Source organism: Exiguobacterium sp. ERU653 (assembly GCF_018617775.1).
Classification (GTDB): Bacteria; Bacillota; Bacilli; order Exiguobacteriales; family Exiguobacteriaceae; genus Exiguobacterium; species Exiguobacterium marinum.
Genome location: NZ_JACSKV010000001.1, coordinates 65,426 through 86,898, shown reverse-complemented (window position 1 = coordinate 86,898; position 21,473 = coordinate 65,426). Strand labels below are relative to the sequence as shown.

Here is a 21,473-nt window from a genome sequence, read left to right as displayed (position 1 = left end):
TCAGATCATATCCTCGTCTTTGAAAGATTTTGTCCGACGGAACTGGATGACCGCAAGCGTCATGATGAAGAATGACAGAATGAGCGTGATCGCAGCCGCAAGTCCGTATTGCGGGTTGGCACCGAGGGACAATTTGTAAATCCAAGAAATCAAGATGTCGGTACCGCCGGCCGTTTGTCCAGGTACAGCAGGGCCACCGCCATTAAAGAGATAAATGATATTGAAGTTGTTGAAGTTGAACGTGAACTGTGTGATCAAAATCGGTGCTGTCGCGAACAAGAGCATCGGCAATGTGATCAAACGGAACTTATCAAAAATCGTCGCTCCGTCAATCGTCGCAGCTTCATACAAATCACCAGGAATTGATTGAAGCACACCTGTCATGAGCGTCATGATGAACGGGAATCCGAGCCACCATTGAATGAGAACGAGTGCCGAACGGGTAGCCGTCGGATCGGTCATCCAGTTGATTGGATCAAGACCGAGTGCCGGCAGAATCGTCGTATTGAACACCCCAAACGATTCGTTGAACATCGAACGGAAAATCAAGATTGTGATAAATGCTGGAACTGCCCAAGAGAGAATCAAGATTGAGCGGAATAAGCGACGGAAGCGAAGACCTTCTTGGTTCAAGAGCACCGCAAGGAAAATACCGATTGCGATGACACCAGTTGTAGAAGCAACCGTCCAGACAAGTGTCCAACCTAGAACCCCGACGAACGTGTCTCGGAAAATATCGATTTCAAAAATGCGCGTAAAGTTCTCAAACCCTACCCACTCTACGAGTTTCGCTGGTGGTGCATTGTTGTAGCGATAGTTCGTAAAGGCGATCAAGAACGTAAAGATTAATGGAAGAATAACTGTAAACACTAACAAAATGAGTGATGGGATCAACATTAAGTATGGGAATCCATGGTCACGCAAGTTGCGAAGTTGCATTTGGAACGATGGAAGGTTTAGATGCTGATCACGAGCGCGACCGACACGATAGGCGTCACGAATGTTCCAAATATAGAACGCGATTCCGAAGAAAAGTAAAATTAACGCGACAATCCCCTCGACCATCAAAAAGATGGAGTGGTCGTTACGAGGTCCTGGCACTTCACCAAGCGTGATCAATCCCCAAAGTCCTCCACGGTCACCTGGTCCGGCGCCCGCCCCTTTGAAAAATAGATCATAGTTTACGGCAAAATAAGATACGACGACGATAAAGAACGCTACCGCTTTCGCGTATTGTTTGTTATAAAATTGTCCGAATCCCGGAATGATGGAAAGTAATCCCGCGTTCCGAGCATGGTTTGTAGGCTTATCCGGGCGTTGGTCCGGTGATTTAGGGTTCGCAATTGCAGCCATCCTCAGTTTCTCCTTTCGATTTGAGCAAATCAATCAAGCAAACGTTTGCTCAATGCTAGAAAATGATGGGGAACGCCTAGCGGCGTACCCCGTCATTTCAATTCCTTATTGGTTATTCGCTTGGATTTGTTGTTCGATGACTTTGACTGCATCGTCTGCAGATTTTTGTGCATCTTGTTTACCAGTCGCTACGAGCTGAAGTGCTTGTGCCATTGGCTCCCAAACTTGTCCCATTTCAGGAATGTTTGGCATTGGGATAGCGTTTGTCGCTTGATCAAATACCGCTTTCGCAACTTCGTTCGATGTGATTGTCTCGTTCGACTCGAGTGCTGCTACTGGTGGAATCTCGTTGTACGATTCAAACATTGCCAATGCGTTTTCTTCATTTGTTAACTCTTGAAGGAACATTTCAGCCCACTCTTGGTTTTCTGTGTAAGCTGAAAGGGCATATGTTTTCACACCCATGAACGTCTTGATCGGCTCACCGTTTGGAAGTGTCGGCATTGGAGCCGCACCAAGGTTTACGCCTGCATCTGTGTAACCAGCTACAGCCCAAGGTCCGTTCATGACTGAATGAGCTTTCTTCTCAGTGAAGAGTTGGTCCATCGCTTGGCCACCAGACTCACCGATCAACCCTTTAGGGAAGAGGCCTTCTTCGTACCATTTACCGATGTATTCGAATCCTTCAACTGCACCTTCATTGTTCAAACCGATATCCGTTGGGTCGAGTGCGCCACCGTCTTCTTTGAACACGTATCCGCCGAATCCTGCAACAACACCGTGAGCGAAGTAGAAGTTATCCCAAAGTGAGAGGAATCCATATTCGCCGTCAGCTTTTACATCGTTAGACAACTTGTAAAGGTCGTCCATTGATGTTGGCGCTTCAGACATCAAGTCTTTGTTGTACATGAGAACTGGTGTCTCAACTGATTTCGGGTAACCGTAAGCTTGACCGTCGAACATGACAGCTGATTTCGAAGCGTCAGTGAACGCATCGAGTGAACCTTCGTCAGCAATCGGAGTCAAGTGACCTTGGTCTGCGATTGTACCGATTTGGTCGTGTGGGACGAGAATGATGTCCGGACCTTTACCAGCTGGACCGTCAAGCGCGAGCTTGTCTTTTTGATCCGTCATCTGTACTTCGACGACTTCAACTTTTACGCCATGCTCTTCTTCGAATGCTTTCGCAACTTCTTTTGTTGTTTCAGACTTTTCGATGTCTTCCCAAATGACGATCTTCTCAGGCTTGTTCTCGCTTGAAGAACCACCTTCGTTAGAAGATTCGTTGTCTGTTCCGCCACCACATGCAGCTAGTGCACCGAATGCGAATACTGCTGTTGAAAGTCCTGCTACCATTTTTTTCATCTTCATGATGAAAAACCTCCCCAAGGAAATAGTATGGTCAGATTTGCGCAATCGCACGACCACGTCAATTTTAAAACTCCGCTACGAAATTGACATGGTAGTGAAAACGTTTGCATCCTCACCTCAATTTTTATTATACAGTTGTGAAAGCGTTTTACAAGTCTTTTTTTACACTTTTTTTACGACTGTTGACCCATTTATGTAATTTTTAAAAAAATGTTCTCATTTATACAATTTTTATAAGCTTCAGCAATTGACAAAATGTAAACGCTTTATTAACCTTTGCTTGAGCAAACGTTTTCACAACCCCTGTTCTCTTTGATGCACGGTGTTGTAAAATGATGTCATCCCCTATTAAAGAAAGGACTGTTTTCCTTATGATGAAAGAAGCGATTTATCATCGTGCCATGTCCCCATTCGTCTACAAATATGACCGTGAGACAATCCATGTTCGTTTCCATACGAAGCGTGGTGATATTGAATCGGTTGATTTGATTTGGAATGACCCTTACGATTGGCACGCTGAAGACCCGGCGATGTGGAACTTTGATCCGAGTAAGCCGAGCTATTGGCGTACATACGAAACTCCAATGGAGAAGATTGGTTTCGATGATACTTATGATTATTGGTTCATCGCGATTAAACCACCATTCCGACGTCTTCGCTACGGCTTCCGTTTGAATGATGGGCAAGAGACGGCCGTCTACACTGAAAAAGGATGGTTCGAGGAAAAACCACTTGATGACACGGGCTATTACTTCTGTGTTCCATTCATTAATCCAATCGACATTTTCCATGCACCATCATGGGTGAAGGACACGGTTTGGTACCAAATCTTCCCGGATCGCTTCGCCAATGGAGATGCTTCACTCAATCCAGAAGAAACTCTCCCATGGAACTCGACAGAGCCGACAACGACGAACTTCTTCGGTGGCGATTTCCAAGGTGTCATCGACCATATTGATCATTTAGTCGAACTCGGCATCACAGGAATCTATTTCTGCCCAATATTTAAAGCGACGACAAACCATAAATACGACACACTCGACTATATGGAGATTGATCCACAGTTCGGAACGAAAGAGAAGTTTAAAGAAATGGTCGACCTGTTGCATGAGAACGGCATTAAGGTCATGCTCGACGCCGTCTTCAATCACGTCGGGTATCATCATCCGTGGTTTAAAGATGTCGTGGAGAACGGTCCGGATTCTGAGTACCGTGATTGGTTCTACCTTCGTGAATTCCCGATTGCGACGGAACCGAAGCCAAACTATGATACGTTCGCATTCGAGAAGAACATGCCGAAGATCAACACCGAACATCCAGAATTAAAAGCTTACTTATTAGATGTCGCCCGTTACTGGGTCGAAGAGTTCGGCATCGATGGCTGGCGTCTCGACGTCGCCAACGAAGTTGACCATGCGTTCTGGCGTGACTTCCGCAAAGCAGTCAAACAAGCTAATCCGGAAGCCTATATTCTCGGAGAGATTTGGCACGACGCACAACCTTGGCTACAAGGTGACCAGTTCGATGCCGTCATGAACTATCCGTTCACGAACGCGAGTCTCAATTATTTTGCGCTCGACCGGACGACCGCTTCCGAGTTCCGAAACGAATTGACGCGCGTCGAGATGATGAATACGATGAACGTCAACGAAGTCACGTTCAACTTGATTGACTCGCACGACACACCACGCGCCTTGACACGAGCTAATGGCCATAAAGGGAAATTCAGACTATTGATGACTTCGATGCTCACGTACACGGGGAGTCCATGTATCTACTACGGGGACGAAATCGGGCTTGAAGGTGAACAAGATCCGGGATGCCGCCGCTGCATGCCATGGGATGAAGCCGAAGAAGACCGTAATCTCTTCCGTTACATTCAAAAGCTCATCCAGCTACGGAAAGAGCATCCAGTACTCGCCAACGCGGGCTCGTATCGCTTCAACCTAGTCGATGATTCCAACAACGCCGTCATCATCGAACGATGCACGAAAGATGAGACATATTTGGTCTACTTCAACAACTCCGACTCTACTTCAAAACTGAATCCACTCGGTTATAGTGGCGCCGCCTATGACCTCTTACAAGATCGTGATCTCGATTCACTCGAAATCGAACTCGCACCATTCAGCGCCGCTATTCTGAAATTGAAATAATTTCGAAAATCACCTGATTCATTCGGGTGATTTTTTTGTTGAAAATAATTCAGCAAACCCCTTTCTTTTTCATTTCATAAGGAGTAAGATGACCTTTGACATTTTTACAAAACAAATAGTTAACAGAAAGAATTATAGAGAAAAGGGAGAATACACTACATGCAGACGAAACAAACGGAACAGCTCACCTTGTTCAAACTGTCGTGGCCGATTTTTATCGAACTTGCCCTCCATATGGGGACCGGGATCATCGCCACATTGATGCTTGCTCACTACTCGGATGCCGCCGCTTCGGCCGTCGGGGTCGCTAACCAAATTTTAAACGTGTTCTTGATTGTCTTCAGTGTGACGTCTGTCGGGGCTACGATTTTGATCGGTCAAGCCATCGGGGCACAGCGCATGAAGAAAAGTCGCGACTTCGCCCGCTCCGCTGTCAGTTTGAACATGTGGCTCGGTGCGATTATGGTCGTCGTCATCTTCTTGTTCGGCGAAACGTTCTTACGCCTATTCGGGCTGTCAGACGAACTGTTCGCGCACGGCCTGCTGTTCCTTCAAATCGTCGGCTTGTCGTTATTTACCGAAGCGCTGATCATGGCGCTCAGTTCGATTCTACGGAGTCACGGCATGACGAAGCACGCCATGCTCGCGACGTTGTTGATTGACATTATTACTGCAGTCGGAGCCGTCTTCGCCGTCACTGGTTGGTTCGGGCTTCCTGTAACCGGTGTTGCCGGTGTTGCTTGGGCCATCGTAATCGCACGGTTCGCCGCAATGATTCTCTTGTTTTGGCTCGTCAAGCGTAAACTTATGATTCGCTTCCCGTTAAAAGAAGTCATTCGTCCGAAGAAAGACGATATCCAGTCGCTTCTGCAAATCGGGATTCCTTCTGCCGGAGAGAACTTATCGTATCAAGCATCACAAATCGTCATCACCGGTTTCATCGCAACGATGGGTGAGGCTTCTCTTGCCGCTCGTGTATACGTGATGAACTTGTCGATGCTCGCCTTCTTGTTCACTGTCGCTGTCGCTCAAGGGACACAGCTTTTGATTGCACGAGACATTGGAGGGAAACGATTCAAAGAGGCGTATCATCGCGCCGTCAAGACGTTGAAGATTGCCATGTTCGCCTCGTTCATCGCCTCTCTCGGTTTGGCAGTATTCAGCGAATCGTTACTCGGTCTCTTCACATCAAACCCTGACATCATCGCAGTCGGGGTACCGATTTTATGGGCAACGCTCATCTTAGAGCCGGGTCGTGCGATGAATATCGTCTTGATGGGTTCATTGAAGTCTGTCGGGGACGTGCGTTTCCCAGTCATGATTGGAATTGCCTCGATGTGGGGTGTCGCCGTCGCATTCAGTTATTTGTTCGGTCTTCAAATGGGACTCGGCATCCTTGGGATTTGGCTCGCCTTCTCCCTCGATGAGTGGTTCCGTGGCTTCTTCGCATTCCGTCGTTGGAAATACGGGACGTGGCAACAAAAAGGCTTCCAGTTCGAAGCAAAATCAAGCACGTAAAAAGCGGCCGAGGGCCGCTTTTTTCATTTCATCAAGAAAGCCTGCATCGCCTGGCGGTGAACGTCCGTGTCCCCACACTTCCGCTGCCATTCGATTTCTTCATTCAATCCGTCCTCAAACGAAGTGGCTCGCATGAGCGCCTTCATCCCTTGAACGGCAATTGGTGATTTTGCAGCGATCGTCTCTGCATAGGTCGTTAATCGCTCCGTATACATCGCATCTTCCACTAGCTCTGTGACGAGCCCGAATGTATGCGCGACCTCCGCGTCAATCGTACTGCCATTCCACAACCAATCTAGCGCCAGATCGTGGCGCATGAGTCGACGTAAGTGGTACGGTCCACCAGCATCCGCCACTAACCCGATTTTAATGAACGCCGAGCTGAATTTCGTCGATTTGGCGACGATTCGAACGTCTGCCGCAAGTGCCAAACTGAGTCCCGCTCCAGCTACTACGCCGTGAATCCCTGCGATGAGCGGTTTACGGCATGAGAAAAGCGCACGTACGAGTGGATGATACACATCCTCTAAATATTCCCCATAATCCGCATCACTCTCAATCGTTAAATCTTGTCCGGATGAGAACGCCCGTCCCTCGCCGACAATGACGATGACGCGAACCGCATCGTCTTGATCAAATGTGTCGATTGCCGTTTTCATTTCACGAAGCAACGTCTCGTTCAATGCGTTCAGCTTTTCAGGTCGGTTCAGTTTCAACCACCCTACCCCATTATGTGTCGTCAATTGAATCGTCTCCACTTTCATTCCCCCTTCAAAATGAATCACTGTTCATTTCTTCATCGTTCCATCAAACTCCTTCCTTTACTGAAAAGTTTTTTGAAGTTCAATTGCCGGGAAGTTGGTCTATTTGCTATTCTAAAAGAAGTCAGTCACGAAAGGATGAGTCAGATGCAACTGACAAACGCCGCTCGGCAATTGAAACAGAAGAAGATTCCGTTCACTTATCATACGTACGAAGTTGATGAAACCGATGTCTCGGCCAAACATGTGGCGATGACATTGAATAAACCACTTGATGAACTGTATAAAACGATTTGTCTCGTGAACGAGAAAAAGCAATACGCTTTCTTTCTCATCTCTGGAGAACGTGACATTGATTTAAAAGCAGCCGCAAAAGCTTGGGGGGCGAAGAAAGCAGCGCCAGTCCCGATGAAAGAACTCGAAGCGCTGACGGGATATATTCGAGGTGGTGTCTCGCCGATTGGGGCAAAAAAAACGTTTCCGATGTATCTGCACGAAGCAGCTAAAGACAGAGAGACAATCACCATCTCTGCCGGGAAACGCGGCTACCAAATCGAGTTAACGCCTGAAGATTTACTGCAATTTACAAACGGTCACTGGTTCAGCCAATGACCTTATTGGGGGAAAAATTATGTGGAAAGAACGCATCCGTTCGTGGATTCCAAACTCCTTTACGTTCGGAAACTTATTCTGTGGTGTAGTCGCAATCGTCTATGCTGCTCGTGGTGACTTCTCAAACGCCACGCTATTGATCATCATTGCGATGATGCTCGACAGTTTAGACGGACGACTTGCCCGTATGCTCGGGGTGGCCGGGGACTTCGGGAAAGAATTGGACTCTCTCGCCGACATCGTCACGTTCGGAGTTGCACCGGCGATGCTCGCTTATTACACTTTCTTTATTGACTATGGTAATTATGGTTTATTCTTTGCTGCACTCTTCCCGCTCTTTGGCGCCTATCGACTCGCTCGCTTCAACTTATCCGCTACAAACGTTTCGGCCAGTTACTTCTCAGGTGTCCCGATCACGGCTGCTGGCGGACTACTTGCTGTCATCACGACGTTCGGGGACCGGGTCAGCGAACTGTTGACACCTATTTTCTTTACGGGGCTTGCACTTTTAATGGTGAGTCGTGTCCGCATCCCGAGTTTTAAAGATGTGCCACTACCACGTCACTCGTTCATTATCACGATCAGCCTTATCTATGTGACATACATGATGTTCGCAAGGTGGAAAGAATGGCCGACTTTCTGGTTTATCGCTGTTCCTTTTTATATCTTATTTATCGCCTTTTCGTTCGTAAAAAAACGGAAAAATGTAGCAAATTAAGAGTCTCATTCATTGAGGCTCTTTTTTCGTACATGTATTTGTTAGACCTAGACTGAGATGACCTTTAGAATGAAAGAAGAGGTGATGAAATGAAAGTGTATCCGTTTATTTGGAAATGGTTTATCGTTTGGTATTTCATAGGTTTAGTTTTAGTCGGATTCGATCTCCTTCCTTCGTGGTTGGAGTGGGCAAACCCTGTCTTTTTATGGCTCGCCGGTGCAATTGGAGGCACGATTCTATACAACGGGATCCGACAAGGCGTTTGGATTGTCCCATTTATTTTTTTCGGGTCAATCGCAGTCGAGACGCTCGGTGTAAAAACCGGATTCCCCTTCAGTGAATACGTGTATGCCGAGGCGTTCGGTCCGACCATTTTCGGCGTTCCGGTCACCATCGGTGCTGCATGGCTTGCCGTCATCGGTTCAAGTTTTGCCGTGGCACGTCTGTTCACATTCCGCAACAAGACATTATGGCTCGTCCCGATTCTTGCGGTTTGGCTTGATATGGCAATCGACCCGGTTGCTGCAAACGTGAAAGGTTATTGGGAATGGGCAAACGACGGGTTATATTACGATATTCCAACGCAAAACTTTATTGGATGGTTCGGATTATCTCTCCTCTTTTCATGGTTGCTGCAGCGCCATGAACGAGCAATCGACTCGTTGTTTATCCAACACGGCGTGTATTTGTTCGTCATGCTCCATGCGCTCTTTGGTGTCACAGCCGTCAACGCCGGTCTTTACGGGATTGGAATCCTCAGCGTCTTCACGTCCGGGGTAATGCTACTTGAAAGGAGAAGTCGCAATGATCGAGTCACACAAAAAGAAATGGTTCAATAATCTGTTCTCGACGTTTGTGCGAGAGCGTCAGATTCGCCCGACGTTCCATAATATCTTCATCCGAACAGACGATGTTCCGATTCCAGGGTTATTTTTAAGTACACATAGCGCCTGGTGGGACGGTCTCATCATGTATATGATTAACGAACATTTTTTAAGGCACGACATTCATGTATTGATGGACGAGGATGGACTGCACCGCTTCCCGTTCTTTCGACATCTCGGTGCCTTCTCTGTAAAAAAAGGCAGTTTATCTGATGTGCGAGCATCCCTTGCATATGCAAACGAATTGCTCACATCCGGAAAATCCGTGTGGATGTTTCCTCAAGGTCGAGAGATGCCACAGGAGCAGCGTCCCGTTGAAATCGAATCCGGAGCGACACTGCTACTGAACGACCGCCCCATTCAGTTATGTGCTATGTATTATTCGTTTGAAAAACATGCTGAACCGATTGTGTACGTCCGCTTTCGGAAGTACGCCGTGACCTCGACGTCGCGGCGATCACAAAAACAAGAAATCGCGCAAGCACTTGAAGGGCTTTATGACGATGTGAGACAAGACGTCATCAACCGTTCTGGAGCATACACGCCACTCTTTCAACCACGTCGTAACCTTGCCGAATGGACAGAAGCGATGCTCCGACTCGGGAGGGGACGCTCATGATCTTATGGATCGCCACCCTTTCGATGCTCATCTTCACCGTCATTAACCTGCTTTTTTTAAGACCGCTCGCAAACCCAGGACATACACCAGCGACAGCTGTCTGCATTCCGATGCGAAACGAGTCTCGACATGTCGACCGACTCATTTCCAATCTAAAGCAGTCGATACCGGAAGGGACACATGTCTACATATATGAAGATCGCTCCGAAGACGATACATTCGAAAAGTTGACTCTTGCCATTGCGGACGATTCTCGTTTCACGATGATTCATGGTGTTCCCTTACCTAGTGACTGGTCCGGGAAGGTACATGCCTGCCATCAACTAGGAACGCGCACGACCGAACCGTACCTTCTGTTTTTAGATGCGGATGTCACGATCGATCCAAGCTTTATCGCACGTATGCACGCTACGCTCGCCCGCGAACAGGCCGTCTTTTTATCAGGATTCCCTCAATTTCCAACGTCGACATTTCTGGGGAAATTGTTGATTCCGATGCAACATGTTCTCATCGCCCAACATCTGCCTTTGTTTTGGCGTAAAGTGAAACATCCGGCATTTGCGGCAGCAAATGGGATGAACGTACTCGTCGAACGCATCAGTTATGAAGCAGTTGGCGGACATGCTTCGATTCGAACATCGTTGATTGATGATATCGATTTGTGCCGAACGTTCAAACGGCATAAAAAAGTCACATCACTCGTCCAAGTCTCCCCGTTCATCTCCTGCGACATGTATGAGACGAACGAAGAAGTCTGGACCGGGTTTTCAAAAAACGTATTCAAGGGAATGAATGAATCAGTAGGACTCGCCTTGTACTTTATGACGTATTATGGCATCCAGTTGACCGCCATGCTCGCATGGATATTTTCACCAAGTTGGCAAACGGTCAGTGCGGCACTCTTCGTGCTCCTTGCGCGCCTCGCTGTCGATGTGAAGTCAAATGGATCTGGTTCATGGTTACATCCACTCAGTTTAATCGCTTATTTAATCTTACTCGGAAACGCCGTCATCCGAAAATGGAGACGGTTGCCTATCACTTGGAAAGGTCGTCACTATTCTTAAACACACGTCTTAAGGGGGACATATGTATGAAACAGATTATTGTGGTTGGTGCCGGACTAGGCGGACTCAGCGCTGCCGTCACGCTTGCTGCCCGTGGCTATGATGTCACAGTTATTGAAAAAAATGAACATGTCGGTGGAAAACTCATGCCTGTCATCACTGACGGTCACCGGTTTGACTTCGGCCCGAATACGATTACGATGCCGGATGTATTTCGCTCAGTCATCCGAAACAGCGGAGCCAATCCGGATGACTATTTTGAGTTGATCAAACTCGAGCAACATACCGTCAATCATTTTTCAGATGGCTCATCGTTCACTTTTAGTACGGACCGGGCACAACTTGAAGCAGAAGTCCGTCGATTGACCGGTGATCAAATGAAGCAAAATCAAATACACGCTTACTTAGATGAGGCAGAGAAGCTGTTCCGGATCGCGAATGAACGTTTCTTTACGCGGATGGAGACAAAATTAGACCCTGGTCTCTGGGCGGACATGGTCAAAGTACACCCGCTCCAAAGCTTGCATGCCCTCCATAAGAAATACTTTAAAGACCCACGAATCATCCAGTCCCTTGATCGCTATGCAACATATATCGGAAGTAGTCCATACGTGACACCCGGCACCTTCGCTCTCATCTCACATTTAGAGTTGAATGAAGGCGTCTACTTCGCAAAAGGTGGCAACTGGAATATCGCAAAAGGTTTCGCTAAGCGGGCGAGTGAACTCGGGGTAACATTCCGTCTCGGACATGAAGTGACGAAGATTGAGGTGTTGAATGGAAAAGCACATGAGGTCGTCGTCGATGATGAGGAAGTCATCTCTTGTGACGCCGTTCTTCTTAACGGGGAGTTGCTCACTCAATATCCACGACTCGTCGCCGCGAAAGACCGCCCTTCCTTCCCGGTCCCGACACGAGACACGGTGGAACCGTCAATTTCTGCGTTCGTCTTGATGATCGGGTTATCGAAGCGATTGAATCTTGCCCATCATAACGTCTATTTCGCTGACGACTACGAACGAGAATTTCGGGCACTCTTTCAAGAAGCACGATATGCAGATGAGCCGACCATCTATATATCAAATTCGTCCGCGACCGATCCATCCATGGGCGAGGCGGGCGACAATCTGTTCATCCTCGTCAACGCCCCCGCCCACCTGACCGAAATCGATGCCGTTACGTATGAACATCTGATTCGTCGTCGTTTGCGTGAATTCGGTGTGGATTGGAACGATGAGGAGGTCCTCTATCATAAAAGAGTGACGCCCCAAGACTTGACCCGTGATTTTTATGCGTACTATGGCGCACTTTATGGTACATCGGCCAACTCGAAAAAAGGAGCCTTTTTCCGACCAGCTGCTCGGTCGACAGACGTGTCGAACATCTGGTTCGCAGGTGGTTCGACCCATCCAGGAGGCGGTAGCCCGATGGTCACGCTTTCAGGACAATTCGCTGCGCGCTCGATGTTAGAGGACATACCTCTGACAATATGAACATTTTGTGAACGTGAGTTTCGACACTTGTCGACAAGTGAGAGACGTGATAATATCATATTCGAGTTCAAACAGTTTTGTAACGTTTGTTACACCTGTAGCGATCGAATGGCTTCCCCGAGCCAAATCGCGTTTTGAACTTGTCACACCCGAGAAAGTGATGAGCGAGTTTCCCCACTCGTATCCCGTAGTTGAAACAGCTTGCGTATGATGTTCCCCCTTAGTCCATCAAGCATCCTGTTTCAGCGAAGATGTCCCAATGATTCATTCCCCATGAATCCCGGCACATCTTTAGGGCTTCATCACAAATCGATTCATTCATTTCCCCGATGAATGAATCACATAACGCTTACGCCACTTTTGGTCCCCCGCCAAAAGTGGTTTTTTTTGCGCAAAAAAAACTGTAGACGCATGAAGCGCCTACAGCTATCTTGACATCTTATAGTTTTGCTAATAATTTCCCTTTTTGTAAAGTTGATACGTACGCCCGTTTTGTGAAGACATCGTATTGATTTGCCCGCGCTGCATCTAAAATCCCCTCATAGAGAAGAGCTGCCGCCTGCACCGGTTTTCGGCTCGCAAGTGGATACAGATGATGGGTTGCTCGGGCTCGCTCATACAAGGACTCTGCTCGAGTCGCCATCGCCTCCCATAATTCGATAAAGGAAGGCGTCACTTCATGTTGGCGCATTTTCTCTTCACTCACACCGTATTGTCGCATCATCGTACGTGGTAAATAGATTCGATCCCGATTCAAGTCTTCTCCGACATCTCGTAAAATATTCGTTAATTGCATCGCGATACCAAGGTCGATAGCGCCTTGTCTTAACTGAAGTTTTGTCTCAGCGTCTTGATTCGGGACAAGAATCGGGAGAAGCATCAGACCGACTGTACTGGCCGCATAATAACTATATTGTTCGGTCTCTTCGAGTGTCTCATACCGCGACTTATGTAAATCCCATTTCATGCCTTCTGCCAACTCGAAGAAAGGGTCGACGTCCATCTCATAGCGCTTCCATACATCTCGAAGGGCGACCCATAACGCTTCATCTTGATCATAATCGGCTAAAAAACGGTCGAAATCATGCAAAAATGCTGCCAAACTCTCTTCTGGACGGTCTGATTCATCGACCGCATCGTCGAGTGTCCGACAGAATGTGTAAACAGCCATGACCGCCTGCCGATCTGGTTTTGAGAGCAAAGAGAAGGCCCGATAAAAAGTCAACGAGCCCTTCTTCATGATTTCCTCACATTGACGATACGCTTCTTGTGTCGTCACGATGTATTGCCCCCATTTCTTCTTCCATTTTTTTCACGAGTAATTGTGACCCAATCATGACAATCGGTACACCGCCACACGGATGGACGGATGCCCCCACCGCATAGAGACGCTCGATTTTCGAAAATGGTCTCGCCTGTGGTTTGAAGGCGGCTGACTGAGATAACTTTGGTGCAATCCCAAAGCTTCCTCCTTCAAACAAACCGAATCGCTCGGCATCCATTGGCGTACGAACTTTCATCTCGATGACTCGTTCACGAAAATCAGGCAACAGTACTTCGATTCGTCCTACTAGATGATCGATTGTTCCTTGGGCTTCAATATCTTCACGTTCTAATTTACGTGGAACCGGGACGAGGACATACAACACACTCGTTCCATCCGGAGCCAGTGTTTCATCCATGCGAGATGGATTGAACGTATACATTGCCGGATACTCACTTAGTTTACCATCCTCAAAGATGGTTCGCATCGATCCCTCGAAATCATTCGGTAAATCAAATTGATGAATTGGCAAATCAAGTTCACCTTTGACAGTGAAGTAGAGGAGTAACGTACCACTTGATGGTTCATACGCTTTCGGTGTCACCCCGTCAACGAGCCGCTCCATGAGCGGGAAGTCACCGTTCACGATGACTGCATCATAAGGGACATATTCGTCATTGACCGTGACGCCGTTCGCCACCCCGTCCGTGACGTGCACACGATTGACAGTAGCGTTCATCACGAAGCGGACACCTCGCCGTTTTAATTCATTCTCCATTGTCGTTGCGAGCGAGAAATATCCTCCTTTTACGTACCAGACCCCTTCTTCCTGTTCACGATAAGGGATGAGTCCATATAAAGAAGGAGTCGCATAAGGGTTCCCACCGATATAAAGGGTTTGTAAGCTATAGGCGACACGTAAGCGTTCATCTTCAAAGAAACGTTTCATGTTCCCATGGGCCGACTCATATGCTTTTAACCGCATGAGGAGGAGTAACAGTTTAGGTTCGAACAACTCTGTTTTTGATGCGTAGCTACGATCTAAAAACGTATTGAACCCAATTTGATACTCTTCTTTCTTTTGAGACATATAACGACGGAACGCATCTCCCTCACCGAAAGTTCGTTCGATTTCATCAGCCTGACGCTCGATATCTCGATACTTGTAAAATGACGTACCATCTTGATAGCGCAAACGGTAGAGTGGGTCGACTTCAAGCAATTCCACTTCATCCTCAGATAAACCCGCTTCGATTAATTGTTGCTTTAATTTACTCGGTAACAAGACGATCGTCGGACCTTCGTCGACTTTCGCCCCATTTTCAAATTCAACGTAATTCAGTCGTCCACCGACACGCGCTTCTTTTTCGTAAATCGTGATATGAAGCGATGGATTTCGTTTCGTCAACAACAGAGCGGCGTAGAGTGACCCAACCCCGGCCCCCACAAAACTGATGTTCATCGGCCGACACCTGCCCGCTCACGTAATAGATTCGTCGTGATTCGTGCCGATTCAAAGATTGTCGGAAGTCCGCTTCCAGGGTGAGTTCCACCCCCGACAAGCCACACGTTGTCGAGCTCTTCGAATTGGTTATGCGGGCGAAAATACATCATTTGCGATAAATTATGTCCTAGATTGAACGTTGCTCCTTCGTACACTCCAAACGTTTCCCAATCCTCTGGGGTCAGCGTTTCCATCACCTCGATGTGCTGACGAATATGACGATAAGGCGAACGCGTTTCAAGAGCGTCAAGTACACGTTCTGTCATCGTCGCTTGCAATTCTTTCCATGGTAGACCGGATAAGTTGTTCGGTACCGGTACGAGGACGTAGAGCGAGGATTTACCTGTAGGTGCAAGTGTCGGGTCGATACGTGAGGCATTCTGTACATAAAACGAAAAATCCTCACTCAACTTCAACTCTTTTGTCATCTCTTTGACGTTCATTTCATAATCGTCCGCAAAATGAATCGAATGGTGTGCTACGTCCTCATATACGTGATCGATTCCAAGATAAAGCATAAATGTCGAGCACGAGTAACGTTTCTTCTTCAATTGAGTCGGACTCCACTTCGACAACTTGCCTTCCGGAACTAAAGAAGTCATCGCATGTGCAAAATCAGCACCGATCACTACTTCGTCGAACGCATAATGGACGCTTCCGGACACGAGACCTGTCACTTTCTTGTCGTCGATGAGCAGACGTTCCACCGGTTCGCCTAAACGAATGACTCCACCCTCTTCTTCAATCACGTTTGCCATCGCGTGACAAAGCTGATTCACTCCTCCGATCGGATGATGAACTCCATACGCATGCTCCATGTAAGATAAGATTGAAAAGCCACCTGGGCATTCCCAAGCAGACATACCTAAATATTTCGCTTGAAACGTGAACGCATATTTCAATTCTTCGCTCGTAAAGTATTCAGACAGGACATCATAAAGTGATTTACCAATGGAGAGAAAAGGAAGCGCCTTGAGCACTCGTAACGATACGTAGTCGGTCAATTTGTCGTGAGCGGTTTGCAAGACAGGCATCAACTTAGATAATTTAATCGCCTGTTCGCTCATGAAACGTTCGTATCCTTCCCCATTTCCAGGAAACTGCTCTTCAATCGCTTGATGCATTTGATCGCGGTCTGTTGTCATTGAGAGATGACGCGTCCCGCGGTCGAAGTACAAATCATACATCGGCTCAAGTCGTTTCATCTCGACATAGTCGTGTAAATCACGTCCAGTTTCTTCGAATATCTCTTCTAAAATATACGGCATATTTAAAAAAGTAGGTCCACGGTCAAACGTAAACTCGCCTACTTGAAGGCGCGATGTTCTTCCACCTACAAACGATTGCTTCTCAAATACAGTGACATCGACCCCACGATGCGCTAGTAGCATCGCAGCGGCCAAACCACCAGGTCCTGCTCCAATAACGGCAACTCTTTGTTTCGACACACTCAACAACTCCCTATGTGAATAGTCTCTTATGCTTCTCTATCATTATAGAAATGACTGGAGACAAGTTCAATTTTGAATCGGTTGATTGAGTAAATTTGCGCTTCCTCGCTCGGCGATAACGATATACCAAGATCCTTCTGGGATGAATGGGATAAACCGAATCTGTTCAAACCCTACTTCTTGCATCTGTTGACGCAATTTTGGGATTGTCGGAAGAGGATACAAATTGTCATGAAGCGTCATGAACGCATTGAACGCGGATGCGAAACGACCACCAAGAGCCGTCTCAGCAAGTGGTGTCACGAGGACAGCGACACCATTTTGATCCAATCGCTCCCTTAGTCGATCTAACAACTGAATCCGCTCTTCCGGTGAAAAGTAATAGAGCATATTGTTCATCATGACCGCATCGAACTGCTCTTCAGTTTTCCAATTCATGAAGTCAGCAACTTCGAAGTGAATATCATCACTCTCATCGCGCGATTTTGCCTCTTCAATAACATCCTCCTCTAAATCAATCCCCGTCAGTTCCCAACTCGGTTCGAGGGATTGTAATTTACGTAAATAGCCCCCGTGACCACAACCGATATCGAGCATTGATTGGACATTCGCTTGTCGTAATAACTGCTGCACAATCGGGAAAGCGACTGTTTCGACGAGCGTCGACGTCTTCGCGACAACTTGACCATGCTCGGCTCCATCGAACGTTTTCTGTTTACCTGACTCTAAAAAATCAGGATAGGCAATCAAGGCTGGGATATGGAGTTCCATCATCTCCTGTAACATAAACCCGATGCTACGTTCATCGGTACCGGATAATTGATATTTTAATCCCCGGGTCGGATAATAACGCCATCCCTTTTTCTTCAAATGGCGTACGGCGACCCCTACCTCTAACCAACGTTCTAACGCAAGTTGGGTCAATGGGCGTTTGAGTCGCAGGTTCATTTCAGCCATACTCGCCCCACCTTGCAGGGCATCGAATAATTCGAACTTATAGCCGATGTAACCGTGCCAGAGTGGTAAAAATGATTCCGTTTGCTTCATCCATTTTCGAGCATGTAAAACACGTGTCCATTCCATTAATTGTTGATCCATCGTTTCACCTCATCGTCATGATTACTGATTTTTTTTATTTTCCCCTAATAATTTGTCTACAAACAAAAAATTCCCACTTCGGTATGCGAAGTGGGAAAGTCTTATTGAATGAAACTGTTAAAGAATGATTGTCCGTATGGCAACGCGTAACCGATAAAAATCGTTGCGAGTGCAAACACGACAAATCCGCCGAACAAAGCGTTCGATGGTTTTTTCTTTTTGACTTTGACGAGCGTCATTTCACCGAAAATCAACGCCAGTAATCCAACCGTGATTTTCACATGATAGAACGTACCGCCTCCGTTCAATTGAAGGTAAAGATAAAGTCCTGTTCCAAACGCGATGAGTAACATGAGTCGAAACGCCATATGTGCGATTTTTCCACTCTTGTTGCCGTTCTTATAGCCGATGTAGGCCACGGCAAACAAAATAAGTAACAAAATCCAGCTCGTGACGTGCGTGTGCAAGAATGCAATTAGTGGCATTCAAGTGCCCCCCTTTATGATGTTTGTTCAGTCTTCATTGTACACGAATCATCTCATGAATGGTCAAGCGAACGCTTTAATCAAAAATATGAGTCACCCCTCCGAAAGGATGACTCATTTCATTATACTGGTGTCGTCTCCGCCTCTTGGACGGCAAACTCATAACTTGGAATTTCGACGATGAACGTCGAGCCTTTATGTTGAATCGATTCCACATGGATTTGACCGTTATGGCCTCGAACGATTTCCTGGCAAATTGGTAACCCAAGTCCAGTACCGCCGATTTCCCGACTGTCGGAATTATCGACACGATAAAACTTATCAAATAATCGGTCGAGCGCGTCGCTCGGAATTCCGATTCCTTCATCCATCACTTTGATAGACACGATTTGTTCATGATGCTCAAGCTCCACTGTGATCTTTCCTCCACGCGGAGAATACTTCACGGCGTTCGACAACAGGTTACTCATCAATTGTTTAAATTTTTGACAATCGACAAACAATTCATATGGCTGCAAATCATCAGCAATCAACTCAAATTTATGTTTCAGAGAAGAGGCTTCATAAAATGTCAGCATGTCTCGAACGACCGGCTCAATATCGAGTTGCTCCCGGTCATACATTTGACTACCGGATTCCATACGTTGAACATCGAGGAAGTCGTTGACAAGATGCGTCAGGCGTTCCGTCTCGGCATGGATGGTTTCCAAGTATTTTGCTTGCTTTTCATTTGGCAGTTGCTTCTTCACCATCAATTCCGTGAATCCATAGATGGATGAGAGCGGTGTCCGTAATTCATGAGAAATGGTTGAGATAAACTCACTCTTCAATCGCTCGGCCTCTGTCTCGCTCGTAATATCCCGGAATACGAGAAGGGTCCCTTTCGAAAGCCCTCCGACGATGATTCTTTCCGCATACATTTGCAAGTTCATTTCGCCTTTGCGAATCGAGAAGCTTACACTGTCATGCGGGAAGTCTTCAGTAAACAATCGGTTTGTATATTTCATAAAGTCTTCTGCCTGGTCGACGGTCTCGACAAGACGATGGCGCCATTCTTCCCATGATTCTTCCTCAAGGTCGAGCGAACTGACCTCACTTAATTCAGGGAACATCTCATAAAGTGGTCGGTTGACGAATACATCATCGGTCGCATGTTCGATATAGACGACCGCTTCCCGAATCGAGTCAAGGATACGTTCCGTCTTCCCTTTTTCGCGCTTCATCTCTTCAAATAGACGCATCCGTAAGAGCGAAAGCGAGAGTTGACGGGCGAATGACATGATGTCGCCCATCTGTGTTTGGGTGAACCGATCTTTATAGCGGACAAGATAAATGAACGCGATAATCGAATCGTCAGTAGGGTCATTGACGGGTACCGCAGTCTCAAACATGTAATACGGATACGGCAGTGGGTGATCACTTGCAACTTGTTTCGACGAATGAACCGTCGTCTTCAAGCTCATCGCACGTGTCAGCACCGAGTTCTCGCTGTCGAGCAACTGGCGAGTCAACGTCTCATTCAAGCCATGGCTCGTCACTTTAAAGTTTTCAGCTTCATCAACGAAGACGAGCGCACCAACCTCTGAATCGGTGATTGTCACAAGTTTTTCGATAATCTCAGGATAAGCAGTGAGCGAGTCACGTGACGCAAGCGTCTCCGTCAACTCATTTCGATATGCAAGATGTTGTTCATTTTGTTGTGTCTGTTCTAAAATTTCTTCTAACTCCTGTTGTTGTGCCTGCAGTTCTTCTTGTTGCGCAATCAACTCTTCCTGTTGCGCTTGTAACTCGTGGTTCTTTTCAATCAAATGACGTTCATTGTCACGAAGTGTCTCGGCCATCTTATGGAACGAACGAGACATCGTACCAATCTCATCTTCCCGTTTCATTTGGTCGCTTAAATCAACAATTTCACCCTTCAACAAGCGGTTTGAGGCGTTTGAGAGTCGTGAAATTAAGCGTGTTTGACGACGGAGGAACGGTTGGACAAACAATAAAATCAATGCGGCAAATGAGGCGATGCTCATCATCCACAAGAATTGAAGAATGTTATTATTTTGATGCCATTCTGCATAGACGGTCTCTTTTTCAGATGCCATCAGGTCTCGATAGTTCTCAAGAGACGATTCGACTTCATCGATTGGTCCTAAGATGTCGATGCCTCGGTCAGGATTAAATTGAACGAGTCCTTGCTCAATCAAACGCTGTGCCGTCGGGAGTTCGGCAATGGTTTTTGCATCAATAAACGTTTCAGTGATTTCACCATCTTGTTGTGCTTGTGCGTATTCGTAAGTCACTGGGATGACGACGTCATAATAAAAGTTATGGAACTGTTGAAGGTCCTCTGCGAACAGTTGACCCTGACGACTCTGCACTTGTGTCTTGAACCAATTGATTTCTTGTTGGAACTTCGCCTCGTTCGCGCTCGCGCGTTCGAGCGTTTCAGTATCACCAAATAAGAGATAGCCACGCGTATCATACTGATCGGCTTGCCACTCGTCCCAAAGTACCGTCAGACGGTCGACGCGCTCGTCGACCTGACGCAGTTTGGCCTCATTCGCCTCTAGTCGGTTCTCGATATAGACATATGTCAACACCGAACCTACCAACGCGATAACGAGGAACGAATAGAGGACGACCATGATGTCACGTCCGAGTTTTTGTTTAAACCACCTTTTCAATTCACGATGCCTCCTATGATTTTGACAAGTTCAAGTGGGCTGAACGGTTTTGAAATGAAGTAGTCGACGCCAATCTCATTCGCGCAATCACGGTCAGATTGTTGGCTTTTCGCTGTCAACATCATCACTTTCGTATGCTGTCGCCCCGGTAACTTTCTTACTTTTTCAATAACTTCAAGCCCAGTCATACCGGGCATCATATGGTCCACAATGACCAAATCATATTCATTTTTTTCAATCAATCGATAGGCTTCTAGTCCATCCTGCGCCTCGTCGATTTCATACCCTTCATCTTCTAATGTATCCATTACGAGCATTCGTAGTACTTCTTCGTCTTCTGCAAGCAAGATTTTAACCATAATCGTTCCTCCATTTTTTATCCCATTTATCTATTTTAACGGATTTGTAATTGTTACACAAAATAAAAAGACGTACGAAACA

At 46.8% G+C, this 21,473-nt stretch carries 18 protein-coding genes; 8 read left to right on the top strand and 10 right to left on the bottom strand.

Annotation, left to right across the window (positions count from 1 at the left end):
- The gene (locus KNO95_RS00460; protein ID WP_026826628.1) at positions 1-1,353 is read right to left on the bottom strand and encodes a carbohydrate ABC transporter permease; all 1,353 of its coding nucleotides are present in this window, start codon (positions 1,351-1,353) and stop codon (positions 1-3) included.
- 105 nt (positions 1,354-1,458) lie between these two features.
- Positions 1,459-2,724 (bottom strand): extracellular solute-binding protein, encoded by a 1,266-nt coding sequence (locus KNO95_RS00455; RefSeq protein WP_084483611.1) that lies wholly within the window; start codon positions 2,722-2,724, stop codon positions 1,459-1,461.
- Between the two features lie 371 nt (positions 2,725-3,095).
- Here KNO95_RS00455 and KNO95_RS00450 point away from each other — a divergent pair, with 371 nt between their 5' ends.
- Both KNO95_RS00450 and KNO95_RS00445 read left to right on the top strand, forming a co-directional pair.
- The gene (locus KNO95_RS00450) at positions 3,096-4,880 is read left to right on the top strand and encodes a glycoside hydrolase family 13 protein (protein ID WP_026826630.1); all 1,785 of its coding nucleotides are present in this window, start codon (positions 3,096-3,098) and stop codon (positions 4,878-4,880) included.
- A gap of 159 nt (positions 4,881-5,039) precedes the next feature.
- Positions 5,040-6,398 (top strand): MATE family efflux transporter, encoded by a 1,359-nt coding sequence (locus KNO95_RS00445; RefSeq protein ID WP_026826631.1) that lies wholly within the window; start codon positions 5,040-5,042, stop codon positions 6,396-6,398.
- A gap of 23 nt (positions 6,399-6,421) precedes the next feature.
- Here the strand turns inward: KNO95_RS00445 and KNO95_RS00440 are convergent, their stop codons facing one another.
- Positions 6,422-7,162: an enoyl-CoA hydratase/isomerase family protein gene (locus KNO95_RS00440; RefSeq protein WP_034771553.1), complete on the bottom strand. Its 741-nt coding sequence runs from the start codon at positions 7,160-7,162 to the stop codon at positions 6,422-6,424.
- Positions 7,163-7,306: 144 nt separating this feature from the next.
- Here KNO95_RS00440 and ybaK point away from each other — a divergent pair, with 144 nt between their 5' ends.
- From ybaK to KNO95_RS00410, 6 genes are all read left to right on the top strand, one after another.
- Positions 7,307-7,771: a Cys-tRNA(Pro) deacylase gene (ybaK, locus tag KNO95_RS00435; RefSeq protein ID WP_026826633.1), complete on the top strand. Its 465-nt coding sequence runs from the start codon at positions 7,307-7,309 to the stop codon at positions 7,769-7,771.
- Between the two features lie 19 nt (positions 7,772-7,790).
- Positions 7,791-8,489 (top strand): CDP-diacylglycerol--serine O-phosphatidyltransferase, encoded by a 699-nt coding sequence (gene pssA, locus KNO95_RS00430; protein ID WP_026826634.1) that lies wholly within the window; start codon positions 7,791-7,793, stop codon positions 8,487-8,489.
- An 89-nt stretch (positions 8,490-8,578) separates the two neighbouring features.
- A complete protein-coding gene (locus tag KNO95_RS00425) occupies positions 8,579-9,328 on the top strand; it encodes a carotenoid biosynthesis protein (protein ID WP_026826635.1) in 750 nt (249 codons plus the stop codon).
- Positions 9,294-9,992, top strand: a complete 699-nt coding sequence (locus KNO95_RS00420; protein WP_026826636.1) for a lysophospholipid acyltransferase family protein — start codon at positions 9,294-9,296, stop codon at positions 9,990-9,992. Before KNO95_RS00425 ends, KNO95_RS00420 begins: the two co-directional genes overlap by 35 nt.
- Positions 9,989-11,056, top strand: coding sequence for a glycosyltransferase family 2 protein (locus KNO95_RS00415; RefSeq protein ID WP_026826637.1), 1,068 nt, complete (start codon positions 9,989-9,991; stop codon positions 11,054-11,056). The genes KNO95_RS00420 and KNO95_RS00415 overlap by 4 nt, the downstream gene beginning before the upstream one ends.
- A 26-nt stretch (positions 11,057-11,082) precedes the next feature.
- Complete coding sequence (locus KNO95_RS00410) at positions 11,083-12,549, top strand: phytoene desaturase family protein (RefSeq protein WP_026826638.1); 1,467 nt, start codon at positions 11,083-11,085, stop codon at positions 12,547-12,549.
- Positions 12,550-12,988: 439 nt separating this feature from the next.
- Here the strand turns inward: KNO95_RS00410 and KNO95_RS00405 are convergent, their stop codons facing one another.
- From KNO95_RS00405 to KNO95_RS00375, 7 genes are all read right to left on the bottom strand, one after another.
- Entirely contained in the window at positions 12,989-13,828 is an 840-nt protein-coding gene (locus KNO95_RS00405) for a phytoene/squalene synthase family protein (RefSeq protein ID WP_084483612.1), read from the bottom strand.
- A complete protein-coding gene (locus KNO95_RS00400; protein ID WP_026826640.1) occupies positions 13,797-15,275 on the bottom strand; it encodes a phytoene desaturase family protein in 1,479 nt (492 codons plus the stop codon). The genes KNO95_RS00405 and KNO95_RS00400 overlap by 32 nt, the downstream gene beginning before the upstream one ends.
- On the bottom strand, positions 15,272-16,765 hold the full coding sequence (locus tag KNO95_RS00395) for a phytoene desaturase family protein (protein WP_026826641.1): 1,494 nt from the start codon (positions 16,763-16,765) through the stop codon (positions 15,272-15,274). Before KNO95_RS00395 ends, KNO95_RS00400 begins: the two co-directional genes overlap by 4 nt.
- A 69-nt stretch (positions 16,766-16,834) precedes the next feature.
- A complete protein-coding gene (locus tag KNO95_RS00390; protein WP_026826642.1) occupies positions 16,835-17,866 on the bottom strand; it encodes a class I SAM-dependent methyltransferase in 1,032 nt (343 codons plus the stop codon).
- A 101-nt stretch (positions 17,867-17,967) separates the two neighbouring features.
- Entirely contained in the window at positions 17,968-18,351 is a 384-nt protein-coding gene (locus KNO95_RS00385; protein ID WP_026826643.1) for a YisL family protein, read from the bottom strand.
- Positions 18,352-18,473: 122 nt separating this feature from the next.
- Complete coding sequence (locus KNO95_RS00380; protein ID WP_026826644.1) at positions 18,474-21,032, bottom strand: sensor histidine kinase; 2,559 nt, start codon at positions 21,030-21,032, stop codon at positions 18,474-18,476.
- Positions 21,029-21,391: a response regulator gene (locus KNO95_RS00375; RefSeq protein ID WP_026826645.1), complete on the bottom strand. Its 363-nt coding sequence runs from the start codon at positions 21,389-21,391 to the stop codon at positions 21,029-21,031. The genes KNO95_RS00380 and KNO95_RS00375 overlap by 4 nt, the downstream gene beginning before the upstream one ends.
- Positions 21,392-21,473 lie beyond the last annotated feature (82 nt).